Below are 23,194 nucleotides of genomic sequence, written 5' to 3' on the forward strand. Positions count from 1 at the left end.
GCGTCGACGTGCTCTTCGCCATGCTCAGAGACGGCACCTTCTACGAGTCACGACCAGCCGTCCCTGCTTGACCAAACCCATAAGGGCACCCCCCCGACCCGCCGCACTCCCCGCCCCGCCCCCCGCCCCGCCCCCCCGACCCGCCACACCGCCCCGCCACACCGCCCCGCCACACCGCCCCGACACGGACACGTACGCCCACCACGGAGGCCGCTCCGCCACCGCGATGCGCCCCGCCGCCTGGCCGCTTCGCCCCGGTATCTCCGCTCGTCTCGGCGTGGCGTCGTTGCCGTCCCGCGCGCAGGGCCTTCAGGAGCCGGCCGGGAAGCGGCGTCCGAGGGCTCTCGTTCGCTGAGGCGTCCGGTGGTGGCGGCGATCGCGGCGCGTACACCCGTCGGCGACAGCGCAGCCGGCCCCGGACGATCGGCACCGCCGGGATCGAGGACCCTACTGGCGCGCCAGCCCGTGGCGGTCGGCCCAGGCGTGCACCGCCGCGGCCAGCTCCTCGGGGCGGTCCTCCGGGGAGTGGTGGCCGGCGCGGCCGTGGTGGGAGACTTCCAGGCCCGCGATGTTCTCCTCGCACCAGGCCACCGTCCCCCGGTCGGTCATCGCGCCCGGGCCCGGCTCGAACGCGGCGAGCAGCTTGGGGACTTCGGGGCTGGCGGCCAGCCAGGCGTCGTAGTGCTCGACGCGGGCCACCACATCGGCGGGTTCGCCGTCCAGCGGCATCATGCGCGTCCACGCCAAAACCGGGCGGCGGCTCTGCGGGGTCGGGAAGGGGCGGCGGTAGACCTCCAGGTCGGCAGGGTCGAGCGGGGTGGCGAGTGTGTCCGGGAGCCCCTCGATGAACAGCGACTTCTCCAGGATCATGGCCTCGCCCACCCCGGGCGTGCGCAGCAGGGTGAACAACTCCCGGCCCGCCGCCGGGAACTCGTCGCCGACCAGCGGCTTGATGATCGTCTCGGTGAAGGCGAGGCCGCGGACGCGGCCCGGGAGACGGGCGGCGCGGTCGAAGGCGAGCGCGCCGCCCCAGTCGTGGCCGACGAGGACGGCCTCGGCAAGGCCGAGGGCGTCGAACCAGGCGTCGAGGTACCTGGCGTGGTCGTCGAAGGAGTAGGCGAGGTCGGGCTTGCCGGAGTCGCCCATGCCGATCAGATCGGGGGCCAGCAGGCGGCGGTCGGGCGCGGCCACCCCTGGCAGGACGTTCCGCCACAGGTGGGAGGAGGTGGGGTTGCCGTGCAGGAAGACGAACGGCAGCCCGTCGGGGTCGCCGGACTCGCGGTAGTGGAGGGTGGAGTCGAGGACGGGGAGGGTGGGCATCGCGGTGTCACGTCGCTTTCCGTACGGGGGTTCAGAGGTTGAGGCTCAGGACGCGGTCGACGACGATCTCGATGACGACCAGGTCCAGCGGGTTGGGCGGGGGCGTGCAGTAGCGGGCGGTGTAGCGGCGGACCGCCTCGGCCAGGCGCTCGGGATCGTCGGTGACGGCGGCCCGCCCTTCGAGGGTGACCCAGCGGAAGCCGTCCGCCTCGCAGAGCGCGACACGGGCCGCCGGTCCGCCCGCCGCCACGTTCCGGGCCTTGCGGGTCCCTGCCCGGGTGGTCACCCGGGCCAAGACCGAGGCCGCGTCGAAGGTGAAGCGGACGGGGGTGACGTGCGGGGTGCCGTCGGGGCGGAGGGTGGTGAGGGTGGCCGTGCGGGGGCGGGTGAGGAACGCCCCCGTGCCGGCCGGGACTTCGACTCTCGCCCGGCTCACTTCTTCTTCACGCCCTCGTTCCAGATCAGCTTGGCGATGTTCGGTTTCACGGCCGTGGTGATGACGCCCATGGCCGTGCGGACGTATCGCCGCTCCGCCAGCTCGCGCAGCATGCTCGCGGCCAGGTCGGCACGGGCGGTGAAGACGCCGTCGGCGCTGGTCTCGGCGGTACGGTAGGCCGTGACGGCGGGGTGGTCGAAGAGGCCGGAGGGCCGGACGAGGGTCCAGTCGAGGTCCGTCTGACGGATCAGGGCCTCCATGCGGCGCATGTCCTCGTGGAGGGTGCGGCCGAGGCGTCGGTTCACCAGCGGGTCGAGCACATGGTTGAAGAAGTGTGCGCCGGTGGGGCGCCAGTGCGGGTCGGCGATGCTGGAGCTGACGGCGAGCAGCCGCTTGACGCCGTGGCGGGCCATGGCCCCGGTGATGGCCATCGCGCTCGCCGAGTAGGTGGTGATGGTCTCCTTGCCGAAGCGCGCGCCCAGGGTGGACAGGACGGCGTCCGTCCCGCCGATCGCGGCGTCGACGGCCGCCGGGTCGGTGGCGTCGGCGACGGCCACGGCGAGGCCGGGCCGCTCGGCGAGGGAGCCGGCGCGGCGGGTTACGGCGACGACCTCGTGGCCGGCGGCGAGGGCCTGGTCGGTGAGGTGGCGGCCGGTCGGTCCGTTGGCGCCGAAGACTGCGATACGCATGGTGTCGGGTCATCCCTTCGTGTGGTTCGCGGAACGCCCTTGACTGTGCCGACCACGCAACGCAGCCTCAACGCTGATGAATAACGACGCCGCTGCCCCCGCCCGCACCCGAGGCCGCCCCCGCGGCAACCCGCCGACCCGCGAGTCGATCGTCTCGGCGGCCCACGCGCTGTTCCTGGAGCGCGGATACCGGGGCACCACCGTGCGCGCGGTGGCCGGGGCCGCCGGGGTCGACCCGGCGCTGATCGCGTACCACTTCGGCTCGAAGAAGGGCCTGTTCGCCGAGGTGATGCAGTTCCAGTGCGCCAACGCGCTGGCAGTGGAGGCCGTCCTCGGCGGCGACCCGGACACCCTCGCCGACCGCCTGATCGACGCGGTGACGGACCTGTGGGAGGACGCCGACTTCCGAGAGCTCACCGGTCAGGGGGACGAGGCCGCCGAGGTGATCCGCGAGTACCTGGAACACGAGCTGCTGGCCAGGCTTGTTGAATTTCTCGGCGGCCGGGACGCGACCGCCCGTGCCACGGCCGTGGTGACGGTCCTCGGCGGCCTCATCTACACCCGCTACCTCAACCCCCTCCCCACCCCCGCCTCCCTCACCCCGTCCGAGACCCGCCACATCCTCACCCCGGCGCTGCGCGCGGCGCTGGCCCCGAGGCCGCGCACCGCGACAACCACCGGCGCAGGCCGTCGAGGCTGACCGGCCTCCGGTGGAGTCGCCGGTGGAACGCGCGTCAGACGTACCGGCGGGTGGTGCCGCCTGAGGTCGTGTCGGGTTTCGTGTGGAGGACTTCGCGGGCCTGCTCCGCGGCGCGGGCGATGTTCTCGGAGACGAAGTCGACGAAGCGGGCGATGTTTTCGAGGCGCGTGGCGGCCGGGGTGCCGGGGCCGAGGACGTTGACGCCCGCTCGTGCGGTTTCGGCGACGTGGGCGGTGCCGCGGGCGTCGGCCATCATTGCCTGGTACCAGACGTCGTCGTCGATGACGTAGCGCTCGCGGCGGCGTTCGTCGCGTTCCCGGCGGACCAGTCCCTGACCTTCGAGGAACGCGATCGCCTTGGAGACGGACGCCGGGCTGACCTGGAGGCGCTGGACGAGTTCGGACGCGGTCAGACTGCCCGCGTCGGTGGTGTAGAGGCAGACCAGCACCCGGGACATCATCGTGGGCGTGCCTGCCTGAGTGAGGACGGTGGTGAACATCTCCTCGTACTCCCGCACCGCCTCGGCGTCGCGTCCATGGGCCTGCGCAGGCGCCTGCGGCCCTCGGGGCGCGGCCTGCCTGCGGCGGCGGGCGCGGCGTGCGGTGGCGCGGTGGGCGAGATCGGCGCGGTAGTCGGTGGGGCCGCCGTTGCGCATCACCTCCCGTGTGATGGTCGAGGTCGGGCGGTCGAGGCGTCTGGCGATCTCCGCGTAGGCGAGGCCGTCGGCCAGGCCCAGCGCGATCTGCTGGCGTTCGGGCTGGGTGAGCCGGCCTCCCGGCATCGCGATCTCCTTCGTGGTCTGCGGCGTCTCCGACATAGCGTTCACTCCCAATCCATTGCAACGAATCGGCCGAGGGTTGTTGCATTCATCTCGAAGACCACTGCAACGATTTCCAGGATTCTACCTGCACTTATGGCGATTGTGCACTGCGATTCCGTTGTTGAACCCTCGAACGCAACGTAGCGTTTTCGCTATCGGAAACGGCGAGCTCGAAGAGGCGCGCGATCAGAAGAGGGAGAGCACGATGCAGAAGTTCGACGCCCCCACCCCGATCTCCGCTGTCCTGGACATCCCCGCGGGACGCATCCGGTTCATCGCTGCCGACCAGGCCGACACCACGGTCGAGGTCCGTCCCACGGACGCCTCGAAGAGTCGCGATGTGAAGGCAGCGGAGCAGACCGAGGTCGCATACGGCGATGGAGTCCTGCGGATCGAGACCTCGGCGGCGACGAACCGGGTCATCGGCGCTTCCGGATCCCTTGAGGTGACCGTCCGGCTGCCGACCGGCTCCCGGATCGAGGCGAAGGCGGCCAGCGCCGCATTCCGGGGGGTCGGACGGCTCGGTGACGTCTCCTTCGAGGGCGCGCAGGGCTCGGTCAGGCTCGACGGGGCCGAAAGCGCGAACCTCGCCCTCCTCGCCGGCGACATCTCGGTCGGCGCCGCCCGTGGAGTCTCTGCCGCTCTGGACGCCGGCACCGCCTACGGCCGGATCCACAACGCGCTCAAGAACACCGACGGCGCCGCCGGCCTGAACATCCATGCGACCACCGCCTACGGCGACATCACCGCCCGCAGCCTTTGACGCCATCCGGCCCCAAGAGGCCGACGAGACCGCCGAGATGCGCGGCGCACCCTCCCCACCGCGACATCACCATCCACCGCTCCCCATCCACTTTTCGACCTTGGAGAAGACACACCATGAACATCAAGCAATCCGCCTGGACCGGCATGGTGGCGGTCGATGACACCGCATTGGCCGTGACCGACACCGGCGGGCCCGGCCGTCCCGTGGTCTACCTCAACGGCTCCTACGCCGACCAGTCGCACTGGCGGCGCGTTGTCGCCGACCTCGGCATCGGCTACCGGCACATCACCTACGACGAGCGCGCCCGCGGCAAATCGAAGCGTTCGGCGGACTATTCCTTCGAGGCGTGCCTCCGTGACGTCGACGCCGTCCTCCAGGCCAGGGGCGTGGACCGGCCGATCCTGGTGGGCTGGTCCTATGGCGCGCTGCTCGCGATCCACTGGGCCGCGCAGAATCCGGACCGCGTCCTGGGGGCGGTGTCCGTGGACGGCGCGTTGCCGCACGAGTGGCTCGACGACGCCGCCCGGGAACACCTCCGGAAGCTGTTCCGGCGGCTGAGCCCGCTGTTTCCGCTCGGCCGCCCGCTCGGCCTGGCCGCGCGGATGAGTGCCATGCAACATGCCGAGATCAACATCGAGGCCAACGAGCTCTGCGCCCCCAGCGTCCTCGACCCGGTCTTCGACCGTCTGACCGTACCGGTCCGATACGTGGTGGCCACCGGTGGCAACTTGGGCGGCGACCCGAAGCTGATGGAACAGATCCGCGCCAACCTCGACCCGGTGGTCGCCCGTAATCCGAACATCCGGGTCAGCGCGAAGGTCGCGAGCAACCACTCCAAGATCCTCAGCAAGGAATTCCGAGCCGTCGCCAACGCGGTACGCGAACTCGCCGCCACCCACGGCCACAAGGTCGGCTGAGCTGTAGCGGACGGCGGAACGGCGAACACCGTCCGGCACCACCACCAGCACGGCCTGATCGACGAACCCACCGCTTCGCCCCGTCGTCGGAGCCGCCCGGCGCTTCTCCCGCCCCCACCCCCCACCCCACCCACCCGGAACCGGTGGCTGGCGGCCCCGTCGGCGCGAGACAATCGTTCGGGGCACCACACCGCACGGTGCCGCACGGACTTCGGGGGAAAGCCAGTGGAGATCGCGGAACCGACACCGCACGCCCGCTCAACAGACCGTGACGCGGGGGGAGATGGGCCGGTGGTCGCGCCGGCCGCAGCGCCGACGGGCGCACCACCGGACGGGGCGCCGGAGGCGGTGCCGCAGCTCTCGCTGGAGCTGCTGGTGCACGGCGTCGGCGGTACCACGGCGCAGGAGATGCTCGGGGATCCCCGCGTCCAGCTGATCACCGGCGACGACACCGCCGCCTGCTACCGCCGTACCGACGACGCGGACGCGGAGGAACGGCCCGAGGACTACCGCACGGAGCCGGTCCGGGAGGCGTACTGCTGGTCCAACCTCACGTCGGGCAACGGCGCCCGCGCCCTGTGGCTGATCCTGCTGCCCTTCATGGTCGCCAACCTCGCTCACTGGATGCGCCCGGCCGCACCGCCCGACCACCGGGCACAGCGCCTCTACGACCTGCTGGTGCGCATCCTCGCGCTCACCCTCACCGTCCTGCTCGCCGCCGCGGCCTGTGAGGTCGCCCTCGACCTCACGGCCTGGCAGTGTGCCGGCACCACCGCCTGCGCCGCCGGCAAGTCGTGGCTGGGCTTCCTCAGCCCGGACAACGGCGGCTGGTGGAGCGCCCCCGGCCGCCGTCTCGCGCTCGCCGCCGTGGTGCCGCTGCTCGTCATCGGCTTCCTGTGGTGGCTCTCGCACCGCACCTGGAGCGCCTACGAATCCGCCTCCCCGCCGCCCCGGATGCCGGGGAGTTCCCGCTACACCCCGCACGCCGAACGCACCGCGCTCAGCCTGGAGGGCTTCTGGTACGGCCGCCGGCTGGTCGCCCGGCTGCGCGCCGCGCACACCACGGCGGGCGTGCTCACCATCGCCGGGGTGCTGCTCGCGGCCGGCGCGCAGGCCGACGCGGGCGACGGCTACGGCGTCCTCGCGGTCACCGGGCGCGCGCTGAGCGCCGTGGTGATCCTGCTCGCCGTCGCCACCCTGATCGTGGTCTGGCGGACCGCACGCAGCGAGGCCGCACCGGACGACGCATCCGACCGGCTCGTCGTGCGGGCGCTCCCGTACGCCGCGCTCGGGGTGCTGGCGCTGATCGCGGTGCACACCGGCTGGGCGCGTCCCGGAGCCCGCAGCCACGGCCCGCTGCCCGGTGCCGCCGCGTTCGGCGGGATCGCGGTCTTCCAGGGCGCCGTGGTCCTCGCGCTGGCGCTGACCGCCTGGGTCCTCCAGCGCGCCGCCCGCAACGACGCCCGGACCGCGATGTGCGGCATGGGCGGGCCGGCCGTCGCCCTGCTGGCCTGCGCGGTCGGCGGCGTGCTGTCCGGGGGAGTGGCCCAGCGCTTCGCGGACTGGATGGACGGCGGCGCGACCCCCGGTCAGGCGCACGCCCCGATCCCCGGCCCGCCGGTCCTGCTGTCCTGGCAGGCGTCCGTCATCCCCGCGCTGCTGGTGGTGGTGGCGGTCGTCGTCGTGCTCGCCGCCGTCCGGGTCGTGGTCGTCCGACGGCGGGTCGCCAAGGACGTCCCCGGGCTCTACGACCCGCGTGAGCGCCCCGACGAGCGCCGTACGAAGCGGATCGCCGGCACCATCGCCGGGGCCGGGCTCACCGACGCCGCGCCCGTCCTGGTGGCGGCCACCTCCGTGGTCACCCTCGTGCTGGGGGCCGGCGCGGTGGTCGGCGCCTGGCTCACCGACCTGGCGCCCGGCCGGGCCACCGCCGGGGCGCCACCCGTCGTGCACGCCGCCGCCGAGACCGCGGAGTCCCTCGGCTCCTGGCTGATGAGCGCCGGCGTCATACTGCTGCTCACCATGGGCCGGCGCGCCTACCGTGACCACTCCGCTCGCCGTACCATCGGCATCCTCTGGGACGTCGGCACGTTCTGGCCGCGCGCCGCGCACCCCTTCGCACCGCCCTGTTACGCCGAGCGCGCCGTTCCCGACCTCACCTGGCGGATGGCCACCTGGACCGAGCGGTTCGACGGTCGCCTGGTGATCTCCGGGCACTCCCAGGGCAGCGTGCTGGCGGCGGCCGCCGTCTGGCAGCTGGACCTGGTCACCCGCAGCCGGGTCGCCCTGCTGACCTACGGCAGCCCCCTGGAGCGCCTCTACGGGCGCTGGTTCCCCGCCTACTTCGGGCCGCCGGCGCTCACCGGACTGCACCGCGAGATGGACGACTGGCGCAATCTGTGGCGCTTCACCGACCCCATCGGCGGACCGATCCGGCTCACCTGCGAGGACGGGCAGCGGATCGACCGGGGTCCGCTCCGCGATCCCCTGGCCTTCGGCCGTACCCTGCAACACCCGCTGCCCGCCCAGATCCTGGGCCACGGCGACTACCAGGCAGACCCGGTCTTCGATGCGACCCGCGCCGAGCTGATCGCCCGGCTCGGACCGGTCCCCGGCCCGCGATCTGCTGGTGTGGCGTCAGGGAAAGGCTCTGACGAAGCGTCAGGAGAGCGGCGACGTCAGGGCAGTTCGGGCAGGTCGTCGGCGTAGAGCAGGGACAGGTCGTCGGTGCTCGGGTCGGACAGCTGCGCGACCCGGCCCGCGTGCCGCTCGACCATCGCCTCGAACGTCTGACGCGCGGTGCGGCCGTTGCCGAACGAGGGGCCCTTGGGCAGCGCGGTGAAGTACTTCAGCAGCGCCTCACCGGCCCCGTCGGCGAGGCGGTACTCGTGCTCCTCGCCCTGCTGCTCGACGATCCGCAGCAGCTCCTCCGGGGCGTAGTCGCCGAAGGTGATGGTCCGTGAGAAACGGGACGCCACACCGGGGTTGACGGCGAGGAAGCGCTCCATCTCGGCGGTGTAGCCCGCGACGATCACCACCACCGCGTCCCGGTGGTCCTCCATCAGCTTCACCAGGGTGTCGATCGCCTCCTTGCCGAAGTCCCGGCCGGAGTCCTCCGGGGACAGGGCGTAGGCCTCGTCGATGAAGAGCACCCCGCCGCGCGCCCGGTCGAACGCCTCCTGGGTGCGGATCGCGGTCGACCCGATGTGCTCGCCCACCAGATCCACCCGCGACACCTCCACCAGGTGCCCGCGCTCCAACACCCCGAGGGAGTGCAGGATTTCGCCGTAGAGCCGGGCCACCGTGGTCTTGCCGGTGCCGGGGGAGCCGGTGAAGACGAGGTGGCGGCGCACGGACGCGGCCTTCAGGCCGGCCTCCTGGCGTCGCCGGCCCACCTCGATCATGTTGATCAGGCTGCGCACCTCGCGCTTGACGCTCTCCAGCCCCACCAGGGTGTCCAGCTCGCCCAGCACCTCGTCGGACGGCCGGCTGCCGACGGTCGGCTCCACGGTGGCCGGGGCGGCCGGGGGCGGGCTCTGCGCCGGGACGTTGCCCAGTAGCCCGGCCGTCTGCGTCGCGCGCTGCACGGTGGGCGGCGCCGCCCCGACGACCGGCTCCGCCGCGCGGCTCTCGTCGCTGGTGCAGTCCTGCACCGTCGGCCCGTCGCCCTGTCCGGCGCCGCCGTCGGCGAACTCGTAGCCGCCGCGGGCACACCGCTCGGTACGACACCGGGTCAGCGTCGTACGGCAGCCGTCGATCACATGGAAGCCGAAGCCGGAGCTCCCGGTGACCCGGCAGCCGTGGAAGGTGCCACGCCCCTCGGCCGACACGTAGAAACCGGCCTCCGTCGGTGCGCTGACCGTGCAGCCCTCGATGGTGGGGTCCGCCCCCTTGGTGACGATCACGCCGGTCTGCGCACCGTCGATGGTGCAGTTGGCGAGGGTGCCGCCGCTGCCGTGGTCGCGGAACCACGCACCGGTCGCCGCATCCCGGATCCGGCAGTCGTCGAGCTGTACGGTCGCCCCGTCGCTCACCGACACCGCGGTGTTGCGGACCTGCGCGATGTCGCAGTCGACGACGTCCGCGCGGGAGCCGCGGTCCAGCACGAACAGCGCGTCCGGGACGTCGTGCACCCGGGTCGCGTCGAGCACGGCGGTGGCGCCGTCGCTCACCCACACCGCGGGGTAGTCGCCCGTGCTGTCGTGGATCTCGCACTGGTTGGCGTCCACCCGGGTGCCGGGGTCCCAGACGGACAGCCCGTTGCGCCCGAAGTGCCGCACCGTGCTGCGGGTCAGCGTCAGCACCGAACGCGACCGCAGGTCGACCGCGTTCTCCGGGACGTCGTGGATGTCGCAGTCCGCGAGGGTGAGCACCGCGTCGGTGTCCAGGGTGACGCCGTCGGCGGAGGTGCGGTGCACCGTGCAGTCCGTCAGATGACCGGTGGCCCGCGCCGCCACCTGGATCCCCGCGCCCTTGATCTCGTACAGCTCGCAGCCCACCGCCTCCACCGCGCTGCCCTCGCCGTTGATCGACAGGCCGGCGCCCGAGGCGTGGTGGACCTTGCAGTTCTCCAGCCGCGGATGCGCGCCGCCGCGCACCGTCACCCCGGCCTGCCCGGCGGCCATCACCTCGCACTCGTCGAACAGGCCGCCGGCCCCGTCCAGGACGCTGATGCCGACCCCGCCGGCGTTGTCGACCGTGCAGCGCCGCACCGTGGGCCGGGCGCCGCCGCGCACCTCGATGCCGGACGCGGACCGGGTCACCACTCGCAGACCGGTGAGCTCCGGGGCGCCGTCCTCCACCAGCAGTGCCGGCGAGGCCGAATCGGTCGCCTCCAGGTGCAGGTCCTGCACGGTCGCCGAGGCCCGTATGGTCAGCGCCACCCCGTCCGCCGGGGCGATCCGCACCGCACCGCGCGCCCCGTCCGCACCGCGCAGCGTCACCGCGCGTTGCAGCACCAGGTTCTCCCGGTACGTACCGGCCGGGACGGTCAGCACATCCCCGTCCGCGGCCGCCTCCAGGGCAGCGGCGAGCGAGCTGTACTCCCCCGTGCGGCGCCGCCAACGCGATGTTCCGGAGTGCGTCACCTGGACCGAGCCCTGTGCCATGGCGCTGTCGTGCCCCCCACCTCGTGCGGCTGATGTCGGCCCGGCAGCCATCCGTCCGCGGATGTCCGCATTCGGGTCCTCCGGGCCCCAGCCGAGAGGCTGGCGCCCCCACCGTAGCGCGCCCGGCGGGCCGTAGTTGACACGGTCAGTGCCTGGTCAGCCGCGGCGGAGCGGCGCTCAATTCCCGGCGTCGGCGCGGCCCCAGTCCTGGCCCGCGCGTTCCCACTCCAGGTCCCAGCGGCGGAAGCGACGCGCCATCAGACGGCCGACGACCAGCCGTCGGCCGCCCTCGACCAGCCCGCCGGCCGCCGCCGCGGTGACCAGGCCGGCCAGCACCGCGTGCGTGCCGGCCGTGCTGACGTCCATCGGCCGGGGCATCACCCGGCCGTGGTCGTCGGTCCAGATCCGGAACCGTTCACCGGGCTCCACCGGACGGGGTGCCGCGACCTGCCCGACGTGCGCGGTGCCGTCCACGCCGGTCCACCGGCCGATGACCCGGCGGTGCGCGTCGCGCTGCGAGGAGGTCTCCGGATCGGGGTCGAGCGGGGCCCGGGAGACCAACCGGTCGACCACGACCCACACCAGGTGCCGCTGCTGGTGCTGCACCCGTACGGTCTCCAGCAGTGCACCGTGCGCCGCACGGCCGGCGAACCAGCCCACGCAGGGCGCCCCGAGGACGATCAGGAGGGCGGCGGCGAGCGCCACCCACGCCTCGATCCGATCGGTCCGGCGGCGCAGCGGATTGCGCCGCCAGCGCCGTAGGCCGTGTATCGCGCGCATCGTCGCCCCCTCTCCGTGTCCGTTGAATACCTCATCGGGGGCGCTTCGCGCGAGAGTTGTGCGAAGAAAGAACAACTTCACGCCGTACGGAGCGGGCTCTCGGCCGCACGGTGCCCTCGGCGCCTCGGCGCCACGGTCAGCGCAGCCGCACCGCCAGGGTCACCACGGCACCCGTCGTCACCGATCCGGGAGCCGCCGCGGTGACCGCGAACCGGTCCGCCACCAGGCGGGCCAGCCACAGCCCGCGGCCCTTCGTCGCGCCGTCCAGCCCCGGCAGCAGCTCGGGGATCACCGCCTCGCTGAACCCGGGGCCCGCATCGCTGATCCGGCACTCCAGCTCGTCGCCCACCCGGCGCAGCACCAGCCGCCCGGAGCCGCCGGCGTGCTCCACGGCGTTCCCCGCGATCTCGTCCACCGCCAGGACGAATTCGCCCCGCCGGGGCTCGCACAGCCCCTCCCGGGCCGCGCACTCCTCGACCAGCAGCCGCAGCTGTGGCAACAGCCGCGCGGTGAAGCGGCGCTGGAGCAGCCGGCGGCCGGACTCCTCGGGCGGGCCCGCCGGATCGGGGTTCACCACGGACGTACCACCTCCGTCAGCACCAGCAGCGGCACCGTCCCACCGCCCAGCCGCCGCAGCATCCGGCGCTGCCCGTGGTCGCAGCGCACCTCGACGAGATCGTGGCCGACGGCCTGATGGGCCAGCGTGAGCAGGCCGACGGCGCAGCCCACCGACAGGAAGTGCAGTCGGGTCAGATCCACCGTCAGCCGCCGGGCCGGTGCCGTGTGCGCCAGCGCTATCTTCAGGGACCGGGTGAAGGCGTCCTGGTTGGCGACATCCGCCTCGCCGATGAAGCAGAGCGCGCCGTCCGGGTCGCGCGCCGTCCGCAGACTGCCCAGCCGCTCCAGCAGCGTGCGCGGATGAGCCCGCTCCATGCCGGTGACCACCGAGCGGTCGAAGCGGCGCCGGTCGTAGGCGCAGATCTCCGTGTACGGCCGGCCGGCGAAGAGGGCGTGCGCGGAGGTCTCACGGCGCATCATCACCTCGACGTCGGCGCCGAGCGCGGCCACCCAGCCCATGTCGATGAACGCCCGCAGGCCGACGTACCCCTCGTCCGTGGCCCGGTCGGTCTCCTCGCGCAGTCGGGCCATCTGCCGCGCGGCGGTGAACTCGGTGTCCGGCGAGATCACCTCGCGCATGCTGCTCACCACCAACTGGCCGCGCTCGCGTGCCGAAACCGTGCTGCGGCTGGGGAAGTCGATCCTGGCCAGGACCTCGTCCCCCGGCACCTCGGGGCACGGCAGGACCAGCACCTTCTCGCCCCGCGCCAGCCCCAGGCGGACGAACGCCGCGACGACCTCCCAGCGCACCTCGTCATCGCCGTAGCCCACGAAGGCGTGGTCCCCGGGCCGCAGGTGCTGGACAGGAATGAGATGGTCGCTCCCGGTGTCCCTCGCAGGCATCGACACGCAGTCTCTGTCTCCCCTCGCCCTGCCGCGCCGACGACCGACGCCGCCGCGAGCACCTGCGGCGCGACCACGGCAAAGGGCCGCGCCGGCCGGTCAGTCGAGTATCTCGAAGGGGTCGCCGACACGGATCGTGCCGGCACCACGAGGTATCAGATTCTGGCCGAAGACCAGTCGGTCGCCGAAGCGGCGATGGCGGGCCAGGGTCCGCAACGGCTCCTTGCCGCGCTCGGCCGTGCGCTGGTCGGTGGTGGTGACCACGCAGCGTGCGGAGGGCTTGGCCACCTGGAAGACGACCTCGCCGATGCGCACCCGCCGCCAGTCGTCCTCCGCCCAGGGAGCCGTGCCGTCCACCACCACATTGGGCCGGAAACGGTTCATGGGCAGGGGGCCCTCGTCGGCGTGGTCGCCCTGCGCGATGAGCGAGTTGAGGGCGTCCAGCGACGAGGTGGTGGTCAGCAGGAGCGGATAGCCGTCGGCGAAGCTGACCGTGTCACCGGGCTCGGAGTACTCCGGGTCGACCGGCCGGCGCTTCTCCGGCGCGTCGAGATGGACCAGCCGGCAGGCGACGCCCAGATACCGGCTGAACCACTCGGCCGCGGCCGCGTCCGCGGGCACGGCCTCGACCTCGTCCTTCCAGACCTCCACCGGGACGGTCTCACCGCACCCGGGCACCTCGACCGTCAGCGGTGGCATGCCGGGCGCGGTGACCCGGAGGGCACCGCCCGGCAGCTCCTCGGCGCACGCCAACGCCAACGTCGGCTGCGGCCGTTGGGTGATCTGCCTGTTCTCGGCGTCCACCAGCAGCCATCGTCGGTCCCCGGCGAGCCCCCACGGCTCCACGACCGCCTCGCCGGGATCGGACCCCGCAACGGATTTGACCGGATAGAGATGGATCGACTGGAGCACGGGCTTCGGCATGCGTTCCATCCTGCCAGCAGCCTCGGACAGTTGACCGACCGCCCAGGTCAGTACCCGCGCGGGTACTGCCGGCCGTACGGATCGTCGTACGGCGTGGCCGGCCGCGGCGCGACCGGTGCGGCCGGCCGCATCGCCTCGTACCCGGTGCTCGTCCCCATGCCGGGGGCGGGGCGCTGGGGCTGCGGCTGCTGCGGGGGCTGGTAGCCGCCGCGGGTGCCGGCCTGCTGCGGGATGTAGGGCGCCGGGGTGTGCTGGAGCGGGGCGACCGGCTGTGCGGCGGCGCCCGGGTAGCCGGCACTCGGCGTGGGGTGGGAGGGCGCGGGCGGCAGGGCCGGGAGCGACGACGGCAGCGCCGGCAAATAGGACGAACCCGTGTCATAAGGGGACGGGTTTACCCGAATCGGGGCGATCTGCGGAGTTCCCCGTTCGGCGACGAGGCTGTCGTAGATCGGGGTGTCCGGGAAGGAGGGCGAAGCGTAGTAGCCGCCGCCGTAGGTAGAGCGGGGGGAGGTCATGCCTCATAAGTTAAGCCCACGATGTGCCGATTGGGGAGCCTGAAAAGAGGGTTGTTTTACGTGTTCACAGAGGCCCTGGATCGCCAATGCGAGCGAACTTGGGAAAATCGGTCGCGATCGCCCGTAGGAATCATGTAAAGACCTCGCTTCTTGCGGGTGAACAGGGGCCGTTCGTGGTCCTTCGGGCCAAGTAGGTTGAGGTGTGCCACCACTGACGGGGCACGGCGCAGGAGAGGAAGGCGCAGCGATGTCGATGCTGAAGGGCAGCAACGTTCCGGTCCCGGCCCCGGCGGTCCGGGTGGAGCTGGGGTGGCGAAGCGCCCCGGGAACGCCGGACGTGGACGCCTCCGCGCTGCTCCTGGTGTCCGGAAGGGTCCGCGACGACGGTGACTTCGTCTTCTACAACCAGGCCGCGCACCACTCCGGCGCCGTGCGCCACGAGGGCAAGCGGTCGGCCGACGGTGCGACGACCGACGCCCTCACCGTCTCCCTCGCCTCCGTCGAACCCGCCGTCGACACGGTGGTGCTGGCCGCCTCCGCCGACGGCGGCACCTTCGGGAGCGTCCCCGGGCTGCACATCCGGGTGCTGGACGCGGCCGGCGGCGCCGAGCTCGCCCGCTTCGACAGCCGGGACGCCACCAGCGAGAGCGCCTTCGTGCTCGGCGAGCTCTACCGCCGTCAGGGCGCCTGGAAGTTCCGTGCGGTGGGGCAGGGCTACGACACCGGGCTCGCCGGCCTGGCCACCGACTTCGGCATCAGCGTCGACGAGCCCGCGGAGCCGCCCGCCGCCCCCGCGCAGCCGTCGGCCACCCCGCCCGCCGCACCCGCGATGCCCACCCCGCCGCCCGCGATGCCCGCGCCCCCGGTCGCGCCCCCTTCCGTGCCTGCCGCGCCCCTGTTGCCGACGGGTCAACCCGCGGCGTCAATCCCGCCCCCGCCGGCGCACACCGCACCCACCCCCGCGCCCCCTGCCGTTCGTCTGACAAAAGTCACCCTCACGAAGGAAGCCCCCGCCGTCTCCTTGACGAAGCAGGGCGGCACCTCCGGCGCGATGCGGGTGAACCTGAACTGGACCGGCCCCGGTGCCGGCAAGCGCCTCTCCAAGAAGCTCGGCCGCAAGGCCATGCAGGCACTGGGCGCCCGCGGCGCGCTGCTGCCCCCGTCCGGGGAGCTGGACCTCGACCTGTGCGCGCTCTACGAGCTCACCGACGGCGCCGCCGGCGTGGTCCACCCGCTCGGCGGCAACTTCGGCGCCCTGCACGCCCCGCCGTACATCCAGCTCGACGGCGACGACCGCACCGGCGCGGTGGCGGCCGGCGAGAACCTGACCGTCAACCTCGACCACCAGGCCCGCATCAAGCGCATCCTGATCTTCGTCACCGTCTACGCGGGCGCCCGCAGCTTCGAGGGCCTCGACGCCATGGTCACCCTCCAGCCGCAGTACGGCGCCCCGGTCGAGTTCTCGCTGGACGCCTGCACGGTGCCCTCCACCGTCTGCGCGCTCGCCCTGATCACCAACACCGGCAGCGAACTCGTCGTCCAGCGCGAGGCCCGCTACCTCGTCCCCGAGCCCGGCGTCAGCCCGCAGCGCACCGTCGACCACGCCTACGGCTGGGGCCTGAACTGGTCCCCGGCCAGCAAGTGACACCGGCACCGGGGGCGCGGCTCACGGCGCCCCGTACGTCCGGCCCTTCCACGCCGCGCCGCGCCCCCGGTAGTGCTGTACCGCCGAGTCCACCGTCATCAGGAGGTACAGCAGCGCCGTGCCCGGCAGCAGCGGAGCCAGCCACCACGGCTGACGGTAGTAACGCAGCATCGGCAGGTACGTCCCGCACATCACCGCCCAGGCCGCACCGCCCAGCGCCGTGACCGCCGGAGCGCCGACGGCCAGACCGGACACCAGCGCGGCCGGCGGCGCGAGGTACACCAGCGCCAGCCCCAGAACCGTGCCGAGCAGCAGCAGCGGCCGGTGCCGCAGCTGGGCGTACGCACTGCGCGAGACCATCCGCCACAGCTCGCCCAGTCGCGGATACGGCCGCACGCTGTCCACCCGCTCCGCCAGGCCCAGCCAGACGGTGCCGCCGGAGCGCTTGACCGCCCGCGCCAACGTCACGTCGTCGATCACGGCGTGCCGGATCGCCTCCGGGACGCCCGCCCGCTCCGCGGCCTCCCGCCGCAGCAGCACACAGCCCCCGGCCGCCGCCGCGGTCCGCGCCCCCGGTCGGTTGACCCGGCGGAAGGGGTACAGCTGCCCGAAGAAGTACACGAACGCCGGCACGATCAGCCGTTCCCAGAACGTCACCACCCGCAGCCGCGCCATCTGCGACACCAGGTCCAGCTCCGCCGACCGGGCCGCCGCCACCAACTCCCGCAGCGAGTCCGGACGGTGTGCGATGTCCGCGTCGGTCAGCAGCAGGTACTCCGGTGCCATCCGCTCCCGCGCCAGCGCCATCCCGTGCCGGACGGCCCACAGCTTCCCCGTCCACCCCGGCCCGGGCTCGCCCGGTGAGGCGACGGTCAGCGGCAGTCCGCCCCGTGCGGCGGCCAGCTCGCGGGCCAGCGCGCCGGTCCCGTCCGTACTGCCGTCGTCGACCAGGTACACCTCCGCCCGGCCCGGGTACTTCTGCCCGAGCACCGAGGGCAGGCTCACCGGCAGCACCGCGGCCTCGTCCCGGGCCGGGACCACCACGGCGACCGACGGCCAGCGCTCCGGATCCCGGCGGGCCGGCAGCCGGACGTCCGTCCGCCAGAAGAAGCCCTGCCCCAGCAGCAGCCACACCCAGGCCAGCAGCGACCCGGCACCGATCCACTCCATCGCTCCCACGGCCGCAGTCTGCCCCACCGGCCTCCGGCGGTCCGTCTCCTCGGCGGCACGTGTCCCGCCCTGCCGGTATGACAAGTCGGACGTCCGGCCCAGTAAGGTGTCCGGGTGAAGATCGCGCTCATGGACTCCGGGACCGGGCTGCTCCCCGCGGCCGCCGCCGTGCGGCGACTGCGGCCGGACGCCGATCTGGTTCTCGCCTCGGACCCCGACGGAATGCCCTGGGGCCCCCGCACCCCCGACGACGTCGCCGCCCACGCCCTGGCCGTGGCCCGCGCCGCCGCCGCGCACCGCCCCGACGCGCTGATCGTCGCCTGCAACACCGCCTCGGTCCACGCGCTGCCCGTGCTCCGCGCCGAGCTGGAGCCCGCCCTCCCCGTCATCGGCACCGTGCCCGCGATCAAGCCCGCCGCGGCCGCCGGCGGCCCGGTCGCCATCTGGGCCACCCCCGCCACCACCGGCAGCCCCTACCAGCGGGATCTGATCGAACGCTTCGCGCACGGCGTGGACGCCACCGGCGTGCCCTGCCCGGGCCTCGCCGACGCGGTCGAGAGCGCGGACGAGGCCGGCATCGACGCCGCCATCGCGGCCGCCGCGGACCTCACCCCCCGCACCATCCGGTCCGTCGTCCTGGGCTGCACCCACTACGAACTGGTCGCCGAACGGATCCGCGCCGCCCTCCAGCAGCCCGGCGCCCCGGCGCTCGTCCTGTACGGCTCCGCCGAGGCCGTCGCCGCCCAGGCGCTGCGCCGCATCGGCGCCGAGCCGGCGCCCGCGGCCGCCCCGACCGGCGGACTCAGCGTGATCTTCAGCGGGCGCCCCGGCGCCCTGCCGGACGTCGCACTCGCCTACGCCGCGGGCCGACTGCTCGCCCGCAACAGCGCCGACACCGCGGATGCCCTGAGCGGCTGAACGGCCTGCCCGACACCCTGCCCGAGGGTGCGAAGGCGCGTACGCTGCGTCTCATGAGGGACCACCCCCACGAGGGGGCAGCAGCCCCCGACACGCACACCGGTACCGACGGCGGCAGCCCGGCAGCCCCCATGGCGGGCTCCCACGCGGAGCCCCCCGAGGTATGGCACGGCAGCGCCACCAACCGCGTCCAGTGGCTGCTGGCCGCGGTCGGCGCGGCCTGTCTGGCGCTGGGCATCGAGCTCGCCGTCGACAGCAACTGGACCTCGGGCCTGGCGCCCCTGGTGATGTCGGTCGTCGGCTGTGTCGCGGCCGGCCTGCTGGTGCTCTTCGGCACGCTCGCCTTCGTCCACGTCGCCGTGCGCGTCGACAAGGACTGTCTGGAAGTGCGGTGCGGCCACATCGGAGTGCCCCGCCGGCGGATCCCCCTGGACACCGTCGTCGACGCCGATGTCGCGCCCCAGGTCACGCCCCGCCACTGGGGCGGCTGGGGCTACCGCTGGCGTCCCGAGCAGGGCACGGCCGTGGTCGTCCGGCGCGGTGAGGGCCTGGTGCTCCGGCTCGGGGACGGGCGGACGTTCACCATCACCGTCGACGACGCCGAGGGCGCCGTGCGGGCCATCCGACGCCGGCTCCCGGGGCGCGACGGGACCCCGGCGGGCGCCTGAGAGCGGGGCGCGCGGAGCCGTCCCCACCCCGGGACCGGGGATCTTTCCGGGTGGTCCCGTAGGGTCGGAGCATGGGAACGCCCGATTTCATCCGCGACCTCCGGAGCTCCATCGGCCGGCAACTCCTGTGGCTGCCCGGGGTGAGCGCGGTGGTCTTCGACGACCAGGGCCGGGTGCTGCTGGGCCGGCGGGCCGACACCGGCGGCTGGTCGGTGATCGGCGGCATCCCCGAGCCCGGTGAGCAGCCGGCCGAGACCGCGATCCGCGAGGTCTTCGAGGAGACCGCCGTGCGGGTCGTCCCCGAGCGGGTGGTCCTGGTGGAGACCATGCAGCCCACCCACTACCCCAACGGCGACATCTGCCAGTTCATGGACGTGACGCTGCGCTGCCGGGCGGTCGGCGGCGCGGCGCGGGTCAACGACGAGGAGTCGCTGGAGGTCGGCTGGTTCGCCCCCGACGCCCTGCCGCGGCTCCACGAGTACTCGCTGACCCGCATCAAGCGGGCGCTGGAAGCCGGGCCGACGTGGTTCCGGGGGATGGACGAGCCGTCGGCCGGGGAGCCCGGCGCCCGGCAGGACTGAGGGAGCTGAGGGAGACACCCGGCGGACCCACCCCAGGGCTCACAGCTCCTCCGTCGAGGGCTCGCCCATCGGGTCGGACGGTTCGTCCGGCAGCGTCGGCAGCTGGGACCCGTCGGGGACGTCCGGCTCCTCGGAGGCCCCGGGGCCGGTGCCCTGATCGGACGGCTCCTCGGTGTGCATCTCGCGCTGGTGCTGGCGGCACGACGTGATCCAGGTCCCGGTGGGCCCGCTCTCGAACTGGCAGAGCCAGCCGCGCACGGACAGCGTCCCCCGGTCGTCACCGGCCTCCTGGGGCGCCCGTAGGAAGAACTCCGACATCACCTCGCGGGCCTCCGTGCACGCGACCGTCCCGCCGGCGCCCGGATCGGCGAACAGCGCGACATCACCGGCCGCGCCCAGGGCGCCCTTGATCTCGCCGCAGCTCACCGGCTGCCCGGGGACGGTCGGTGCGCCGTCGGAGCCGGGGCCGGAGCGCTGCGGGCCCGGTTCCGTGCCGTCGGCGGACGACGGTCCGGCGGGCGCCTCGCCCCCGCCCGAGGCAGCGCACCCCGTGGCGGCCAGGGCGAGCAGCACGGTCGGCACGGCGATGAGCCTCCGCATGTCGGACTCCCTTGTGGCGGCGGAGCGCAGTCGGCACGCTGCGTCGTACGACGCTAGGAGCCCCGCCCGGCAGCGTCGATCCGGGGCGGCCGTTCGGGTGAAGCACAGGCCGCGCACCCGGCCGCCGGCCCGGCCCGGGCGGACGTGCCCGGCCGCCACACCCGGCCCGCGAAGTGTGGTGCCGCGGCACATCGGAGCCGGCACGGGCCGCTGCCCAGGGTGCGGACATGACCGTGATCGGCACCCCGGACCCTCCCGCCGCCCCCGGTACACCGGGTGGCCCCGGCCCGGTGTCCCCCCTCGGGACCTGCTTCGCCTGCGGGATGAGCCCGGCCCGCACCAAGGACGAGCTGCACGTCCATGTGAACACCGGCGCCCGGCGCCTGGACCGGATCGGCCGCCTGCTGGGACCCGACCGGCAGACACCGGCGCGGGCCCTGGAGATCCAGCCGGCGCTGCGGCTGCACCGGCTCTCCGCCGCCGTGGCACGCGATACGGAGGAGTAATGGGCCGTCGCTCCGGGTGCGCGGCCCGACGGACTGCGGCAACGTGGACCCACGTGCCACCGACGTCCGACGGGGGCGCGGCGGGCCCGCTGCCCGTCTCCCGGAGCGTCCCACGGTCCGCCGTGCCCCCGCCGGACATCGCCTTCCTCGCCGCACCTCGCCCCGGCCGGCCGACCATCCGCTCGGCCCGGTGCCGGCGGAGGCGCGCTCAGGCCGGGGTGAGCGGGGCATCGCGTGCGCGGAGGGCCGGGTCACACAGGAGCTCAGTCGCCGGCGGTTCCGACGACGGCCCGGCATTCATCGGTGAACGCGAGAGCGGCCTGTGTGGCCAGTGCTTTGCGGCATCGGAGCTCGTTTGCTGCCTCCGTGACGCTCCCGAGGGATTGCAACCCTCTCAAGGCGTCTACGGTCGAGTCGGCTTCTGCGAGCAGACGCAACGCTGCGGCATGCACTGAAGACGGCCCCAAAAGGTGGAGTGAGCCGGTGGACAGTTCAACGTCACGGAGGCATTGCTCCAGGAGTTGAGGCAGCTCGTCAGTGTTTCTGCCGGCCAGGACTTGGGTTTCGAACCGTTGGACGACAGCCATGAAGTCGGTGCAGGCTTGCAGAACGATCCGGTAGGCATGCAGCCGTTCTTGCCGAATCCAGTGGGCGTGCTCGTTCTTCGCTTGCCCTTTGACCTGCTCGACGGCCGCCCTCACGGCCGCGTCGGCGCTGTGTCGCGCTGCTCGCCAGCTGGCCCATCCTCCGACGGCGGCTCCGATGACGGCTGCGGCGAATCCGACGATGGCCGCGTACAAGGCTGCCTTGCCCTCGTCCATGGGTCCCCCTTGGTGTGGTCAGTCGAGGTCTTGCAGGGCTTTTCCGGCGGTGGCCACGAACTCCTCCAGGTCGGCGCGGTACTTGACCTCGGTTTCATCTCGCCAAGGCGCACCGCCCGTGAGGTGGGTTGCGCCCCTCGCCGCGATGGTGGGGAGGATCTCCCAGTTCTCGGAGAGCTCTTGTCCGTAGGCGATGAACCGCTTGGCGAAGTGGCCCATACCGGCGGGGTCTTCGAAGCGGGCAATGGCGGCTTTCTCGTGGAGGGTGTGCAGGGCCGCGGTCATCTCTGGGGTGAACTTGCCGTCGCTGTTCTCGTCCTGGGTGCGGAAGGCGTGGTCGAACACTGATTTCACGTTCTGCATGGCGGCGAGTAGTTCGGCGTAGGCGTCGCGGCGTGTTTCGCGTCGCCACTGCTTGTGCTCGTTGTCGGCTTGTCGACTGGTTTGCCGGATGGACACGGCCCAGCCTCCTGCGTTGGTGGCGATGGCGACCGCGGAGGCGATGAGGGCTGCTATGACCGGGGGTTCCATGATCCGGACTCTAGTGGGCGAGCGCGGGGGTGGTTCCTGTGCGGCCTCAGGCCAACTCCTGGCGCAGCCAGGAGCGTTCCGCGCGGCTGGTGGCGCGGGCGATGGTGAGCATGCCGCGCCGGTAGGGGTCGTCGGTGTCGTCGACGCCCAGCGGGCGGTCACCGTCGTGGAAGAAGCTCGCGGGCTGTTCCAGGAATTCCAGCCGGCGGCGCAGGACCGCGTGCTGGTCAGCGATGTCGGGCAGATGAGAGAGGAAGGCCAGGACCGTGAAGTACCGGGTGCTGTCGCTGATGTCCAGGCCGTCGGCATCCCGGAGCCGATGCAGCAGCTCGCCGTGGCCGACGTCGGTCAGGCTCAGGGTGTGCCGCTGAGCGGCCGAAGCGCCCGGTTCGGTCCGCCGGTCGAGCAGCCCGGCGCCGACCAGCCGGTTGATCGCCGGGTAGAGGCTGCCGTCGCTGACCGGCCGGACATGGCCGGACAAGTGCGCTATCCGGTGGCGCAGTTGGTAGCCGTGCAGCGGCCCCTCGGCCAGGAATCCCAGTATCGCGAGTTCGAGCATGTTGCTACTCTCGCACATCGAAACGAGGTACCTCGAATCGATGTAAGGGTGGGGATGATGTACACCGAGGAATGGGTGACCGCGCGGGCGCGCAACGCTTACGAGCGCGGACGGGCAGCGTTCGACATTCGGCCCGAACGGGCGGCGCTGCTGGTCATCGACATGCAGGACGAATTCGTCCGGCCCGGCTGGAGTCCCTACTGGGTGCCCGCGGCGACCCGGATGGCGCCCCGGCTCCGGCAGCTGACCGAAGAATGCCGGGCCGCCTCCGTCCCGGTGCTGTGGACCATCTTCGACGACACCCATCTCGGACTGGACCGGCCGCACGCCTTGCGTTTCCTTCCGCATGCCGACACCGACTGGCGCCGGCCGGGCCCTGCCGCGGTGTGGGACCCGATGGGCCGCCGACCCGACGAGGCCGTGATCCGCAAGCCCTCCTACGGGGCGTTCTACGACACCCCGCTCGACACGATGCTCCGCAACCTCGGCCGCGACACGGTCATCGTCACCGGCACGCTGACCAACTACTGCTGCGGCACCACTGCCCGGCAGGCATACGAACGGGGCTACAAGGTCGTCTTCGGATCCGACGTCACGGCCACAGACGACGAATCCCGGCACGAACCCGAACTCGCCGTCCTGCGCAAGGGCTTCGCACTCGTACTGACCGCCGAAGAGATCGCCAACCGACTGGCCGCAGCCACCCCGGCGGCAGGGCACGAGGAGCGGGCGAACGTTGTCTGATGCGGCATCAGCTGG

Annotated in this window: 23 protein-coding genes and 2 pseudogenes; 10 read left to right on the forward strand and 15 right to left on the reverse strand. The window is 73.0% G+C overall.

The genetic code is table 11. The annotated features are described in order from the left end of the window. Nucleotides 1-447 precede the first annotated feature (447 nt). The 3 genes and pseudogenes from AB0C96_RS39880 to AB0C96_RS39890 all read right to left on the reverse strand — a co-directional run. A pseudogene (locus tag AB0C96_RS39880) lies at nt 448-1,326 on the reverse strand (haloalkane dehalogenase); the annotation flags it as partial. A gap of 25 nt (nt 1,327-1,351) precedes the next feature. Continuing rightward, nucleotides 1,352-1,756, reverse strand: coding sequence for a TIGR03618 family F420-dependent PPOX class oxidoreductase (locus AB0C96_RS39885; protein ID WP_362924821.1), 405 nt, complete (start codon nt 1,754-1,756; stop codon nt 1,352-1,354). Beyond that, complete coding sequence (locus AB0C96_RS39890) at nt 1,753-2,445, reverse strand: NAD(P)H-binding protein (RefSeq protein ID WP_362924822.1); 693 nt, start codon at nt 2,443-2,445, stop codon at nt 1,753-1,755. The genes AB0C96_RS39885 and AB0C96_RS39890 overlap by 4 nt, the downstream gene beginning before the upstream one ends. Nucleotides 2,446-2,521: 76 nt before the next feature. Here AB0C96_RS39890 and AB0C96_RS39895 point away from each other — a divergent pair, with 76 nt between their 5' ends. Continuing rightward, entirely contained in the window at nt 2,522-3,145 is a 624-nt protein-coding gene (locus AB0C96_RS39895; protein WP_362924824.1) for a TetR/AcrR family transcriptional regulator, read from the forward strand. Nucleotides 3,146-3,179: 34 nt separating this feature from the next. Here the strand turns inward: AB0C96_RS39895 and AB0C96_RS39900 are convergent, their stop codons facing one another. Then, nucleotides 3,180-3,926: a helix-turn-helix domain-containing protein gene (locus AB0C96_RS39900; protein WP_362924865.1), complete on the reverse strand. Its 747-nt coding sequence runs from the start codon at nt 3,924-3,926 to the stop codon at nt 3,180-3,182. A 244-nt stretch (nt 3,927-4,170) separates the two neighbouring features. Between AB0C96_RS39900 and AB0C96_RS39905 the strand changes: the two genes are divergently transcribed. The 3 genes from AB0C96_RS39905 to AB0C96_RS39915 all read left to right on the forward strand — a co-directional run bounded on the left by AB0C96_RS39905 (nt 4,171) and on the right by AB0C96_RS39915 (nt 8,357). Then, complete coding sequence (locus AB0C96_RS39905; RefSeq protein WP_362924826.1) at nt 4,171-4,728, forward strand: DUF4097 family beta strand repeat-containing protein; 558 nt, start codon at nt 4,171-4,173, stop codon at nt 4,726-4,728. A gap of 116 nt (nt 4,729-4,844) precedes the next feature. Beyond that, nucleotides 4,845-5,648 carry an alpha/beta hydrolase gene (locus AB0C96_RS39910; RefSeq protein WP_362924827.1) on the forward strand — a complete coding sequence of 268 codons (804 nt, stop codon included), beginning with the start codon at nt 4,845-4,847 and terminating at the stop codon, nt 5,646-5,648. 408 nt (nt 5,649-6,056) lie between these two features. After that, the gene (locus AB0C96_RS39915; protein ID WP_362924866.1) at nt 6,057-8,357 is read left to right on the forward strand and encodes a hypothetical protein; all 2,301 of its coding nucleotides are present in this window, start codon (nt 6,057-6,059) and stop codon (nt 8,355-8,357) included. On the opposite strand, the gene AB0C96_RS39920 is transcribed toward AB0C96_RS39915, so the two are convergent. From AB0C96_RS39920 to AB0C96_RS39945, 6 genes are all read right to left on the reverse strand, one after another. After that, nucleotides 8,327-10,756, reverse strand: a complete 2,430-nt coding sequence (locus AB0C96_RS39920) for a right-handed parallel beta-helix repeat-containing protein (protein WP_362924829.1) — start codon at nt 10,754-10,756, stop codon at nt 8,327-8,329. The genes AB0C96_RS39915 and AB0C96_RS39920 overlap by 31 nt on opposite strands. Nucleotides 10,757-10,933: 177 nt before the next feature. Then, nucleotides 10,934-11,536, reverse strand: coding sequence for a hypothetical protein (locus AB0C96_RS39925; protein WP_362924831.1), 603 nt, complete (start codon nt 11,534-11,536; stop codon nt 10,934-10,936). Nucleotides 11,537-11,672: 136 nt separating this feature from the next. After that, on the reverse strand, nt 11,673-12,113 hold the full coding sequence (locus AB0C96_RS39930; RefSeq protein ID WP_362924832.1) for an ATP-binding protein: 441 nt from the start codon (nt 12,111-12,113) through the stop codon (nt 11,673-11,675). Then, nucleotides 12,107-12,997 (reverse strand): MEDS domain-containing protein, encoded by an 891-nt coding sequence (locus AB0C96_RS39935; protein WP_362924834.1) that lies wholly within the window; start codon nt 12,995-12,997, stop codon nt 12,107-12,109. The genes AB0C96_RS39930 and AB0C96_RS39935 overlap by 7 nt, the downstream gene beginning before the upstream one ends. 99 nt (nt 12,998-13,096) lie before the next feature. Further along, nucleotides 13,097-13,921, reverse strand: a complete 825-nt coding sequence (locus tag AB0C96_RS39940) for an MOSC N-terminal beta barrel domain-containing protein (protein WP_362924836.1) — start codon at nt 13,919-13,921, stop codon at nt 13,097-13,099. A 47-nt stretch (nt 13,922-13,968) separates the two neighbouring features. Beyond that, complete coding sequence (locus AB0C96_RS39945; protein ID WP_362924838.1) at nt 13,969-14,436, reverse strand: DUF6643 family protein; 468 nt, start codon at nt 14,434-14,436, stop codon at nt 13,969-13,971. Between the two features lie 247 nt (nt 14,437-14,683). On the opposite strand from AB0C96_RS39945, the gene AB0C96_RS39950 reads away from it, so the two are divergent. Continuing rightward, nucleotides 14,684-16,081 (forward strand): TerD family protein, encoded by a 1,398-nt coding sequence (locus AB0C96_RS39950; RefSeq protein ID WP_362924840.1) that lies wholly within the window; start codon nt 14,684-14,686, stop codon nt 16,079-16,081. Nucleotides 16,082-16,102: 21 nt separating this feature from the next. On the opposite strand, the gene AB0C96_RS39955 is transcribed toward AB0C96_RS39950, so the two are convergent. Next, nucleotides 16,103-17,251, reverse strand: a complete 1,149-nt coding sequence (locus AB0C96_RS39955) for a glycosyltransferase (protein WP_362924868.1) — start codon at nt 17,249-17,251, stop codon at nt 16,103-16,105. 114 nt (nt 17,252-17,365) lie between these two features. Here AB0C96_RS39955 and AB0C96_RS39960 point away from each other — a divergent pair, with 114 nt between their 5' ends. The 3 genes from AB0C96_RS39960 (at nt 17,366) to AB0C96_RS39970 (ending at nt 19,418) form a co-directional block, all read left to right on the forward strand. Continuing rightward, nucleotides 17,366-18,169, forward strand: a complete 804-nt coding sequence (locus AB0C96_RS39960; protein WP_362924842.1) for an aspartate/glutamate racemase family protein — start codon at nt 17,366-17,368, stop codon at nt 18,167-18,169. A gap of 53 nt (nt 18,170-18,222) precedes the next feature. Continuing rightward, nucleotides 18,223-18,837: a hypothetical protein gene (locus tag AB0C96_RS39965; RefSeq protein ID WP_362924844.1), complete on the forward strand. Its 615-nt coding sequence runs from the start codon at nt 18,223-18,225 to the stop codon at nt 18,835-18,837. Nucleotides 18,838-18,908: 71 nt separating this feature from the next. Continuing rightward, nucleotides 18,909-19,418 (forward strand): NUDIX domain-containing protein, encoded by a 510-nt coding sequence (locus AB0C96_RS39970; protein ID WP_362924846.1) that lies wholly within the window; start codon nt 18,909-18,911, stop codon nt 19,416-19,418. A gap of 39 nt (nt 19,419-19,457) precedes the next feature. On the opposite strand, the gene AB0C96_RS39975 is transcribed toward AB0C96_RS39970, so the two are convergent. Next, on the reverse strand, nt 19,458-20,018 hold the full coding sequence (locus AB0C96_RS39975) for a hypothetical protein (RefSeq protein WP_362924848.1): 561 nt from the start codon (nt 20,016-20,018) through the stop codon (nt 19,458-19,460). A 311-nt stretch (nt 20,019-20,329) separates the two neighbouring features. Between AB0C96_RS39975 and AB0C96_RS39980 the strand changes: the two are divergent. Further along, nucleotides 20,330-20,524, forward strand: a pseudogene (locus tag AB0C96_RS39980) (helix-turn-helix domain-containing protein); the annotation flags it as partial. Between the two features lie 263 nt (nt 20,525-20,787). On the opposite strand, the gene AB0C96_RS39985 reads toward AB0C96_RS39980, so the two are convergent. Genes AB0C96_RS39985 through AB0C96_RS39995 form a run of 3 tightly spaced genes read right to left on the reverse strand, consistent with a single transcriptional unit; the run spans nt 20,788 to nt 22,435 of the window. Continuing rightward, complete coding sequence (locus tag AB0C96_RS39985) at nt 20,788-21,345, reverse strand: hypothetical protein (RefSeq protein WP_362924850.1); 558 nt, start codon at nt 21,343-21,345, stop codon at nt 20,788-20,790. Between the two features lie 18 nt (nt 21,346-21,363). Then, entirely contained in the window at nt 21,364-21,876 is a 513-nt protein-coding gene (locus tag AB0C96_RS39990) for a hypothetical protein (protein WP_362924851.1), read from the reverse strand. A 46-nt stretch (nt 21,877-21,922) separates the two neighbouring features. Then, entirely contained in the window at nt 21,923-22,435 is a 513-nt protein-coding gene (locus tag AB0C96_RS39995) for a PadR family transcriptional regulator (RefSeq protein ID WP_362924870.1), read from the reverse strand. A 57-nt stretch (nt 22,436-22,492) separates the two neighbouring features. Between AB0C96_RS39995 and AB0C96_RS40000 the strand changes: the two genes are divergently transcribed. Beyond that, nucleotides 22,493-23,179 carry an isochorismatase family cysteine hydrolase gene (locus tag AB0C96_RS40000; protein ID WP_362924852.1) on the forward strand — a complete coding sequence of 229 codons (687 nt, stop codon included), beginning with the start codon at nt 22,493-22,495 and terminating at the stop codon, nt 23,177-23,179. Nucleotides 23,180-23,194: the final 15 nt, after the last annotated feature.

It is taken from the genome of Streptomyces sp. NPDC048506 (assembly GCF_040651315.1).
In the GTDB taxonomy this organism is placed as follows: Bacteria; Actinomycetota; Actinomycetes; order Streptomycetales; family Streptomycetaceae; genus Streptomyces.

Excerpts from the sequence above, each read along its gene's own strand:
- AB0C96_RS39890 (WP_362924822.1), bottom strand. The coding sequence starts at position 2,445 with ATGCGTATCGCAGTCTTCGGCGCCAACGGACCGACCGGCCGCCACCTC.
- AB0C96_RS39895 (WP_362924824.1), top strand. The coding sequence starts at position 2,522 with ATGAATAACGACGCCGCTGCCCCCGCCCGCACCCGAGGCCGCCCCCGC.
- AB0C96_RS39900 (WP_362924865.1), bottom strand. The coding sequence starts at position 3,926 with ATGCCGGGAGGCCGGCTCACCCAGCCCGAACGCCAGCAGATCGCGCTG.
- AB0C96_RS39905 (WP_362924826.1), top strand. The coding sequence starts at position 4,171 with ATGCAGAAGTTCGACGCCCCCACCCCGATCTCCGCTGTCCTGGACATC.
- AB0C96_RS39910 (WP_362924827.1), top strand. The coding sequence starts at position 4,845 with ATGAACATCAAGCAATCCGCCTGGACCGGCATGGTGGCGGTCGATGAC.
- AB0C96_RS39915 (WP_362924866.1), top strand. The coding sequence starts at position 6,057 with ATGCTCGGGGATCCCCGCGTCCAGCTGATCACCGGCGACGACACCGCC.
- AB0C96_RS39920 (WP_362924829.1), bottom strand. The coding sequence starts at position 10,756 with ATGGCACAGGGCTCGGTCCAGGTGACGCACTCCGGAACATCGCGTTGG.
- AB0C96_RS39925 (WP_362924831.1), bottom strand. The coding sequence starts at position 11,536 with ATGCGCGCGATACACGGCCTACGGCGCTGGCGGCGCAATCCGCTGCGC.
- AB0C96_RS39935 (WP_362924834.1), bottom strand. The coding sequence starts at position 12,997 with ATGCCTGCGAGGGACACCGGGAGCGACCATCTCATTCCTGTCCAGCAC.
- AB0C96_RS39940 (WP_362924836.1), bottom strand. The coding sequence starts at position 13,921 with ATGCCGAAGCCCGTGCTCCAGTCGATCCATCTCTATCCGGTCAAATCC.
- AB0C96_RS39945 (WP_362924838.1), bottom strand. The coding sequence starts at position 14,436 with ATGACCTCCCCCCGCTCTACCTACGGCGGCGGCTACTACGCTTCGCCC.
- AB0C96_RS39950 (WP_362924840.1), top strand. The coding sequence starts at position 14,684 with ATGTCGATGCTGAAGGGCAGCAACGTTCCGGTCCCGGCCCCGGCGGTC.
- AB0C96_RS39955 (WP_362924868.1), bottom strand. The coding sequence starts at position 17,251 with ATGGAGTGGATCGGTGCCGGGTCGCTGCTGGCCTGGGTGTGGCTGCTG.
- AB0C96_RS39965 (WP_362924844.1), top strand. The coding sequence starts at position 18,223 with ATGAGGGACCACCCCCACGAGGGGGCAGCAGCCCCCGACACGCACACC.
- AB0C96_RS39970 (WP_362924846.1), top strand. The coding sequence starts at position 18,909 with ATGGGAACGCCCGATTTCATCCGCGACCTCCGGAGCTCCATCGGCCGG.
- AB0C96_RS39975 (WP_362924848.1), bottom strand. The coding sequence starts at position 20,018 with ATGCGGAGGCTCATCGCCGTGCCGACCGTGCTGCTCGCCCTGGCCGCC.
- AB0C96_RS39985 (WP_362924850.1), bottom strand. The coding sequence starts at position 21,345 with ATGGACGAGGGCAAGGCAGCCTTGTACGCGGCCATCGTCGGATTCGCC.
- AB0C96_RS39990 (WP_362924851.1), bottom strand. The coding sequence starts at position 21,876 with ATGGAACCCCCGGTCATAGCAGCCCTCATCGCCTCCGCGGTCGCCATC.
- AB0C96_RS39995 (WP_362924870.1), bottom strand. The coding sequence starts at position 22,435 with ATGCTCGAACTCGCGATACTGGGATTCCTGGCCGAGGGGCCGCTGCAC.
- AB0C96_RS40000 (WP_362924852.1), top strand. The coding sequence starts at position 22,493 with ATGTACACCGAGGAATGGGTGACCGCGCGGGCGCGCAACGCTTACGAG.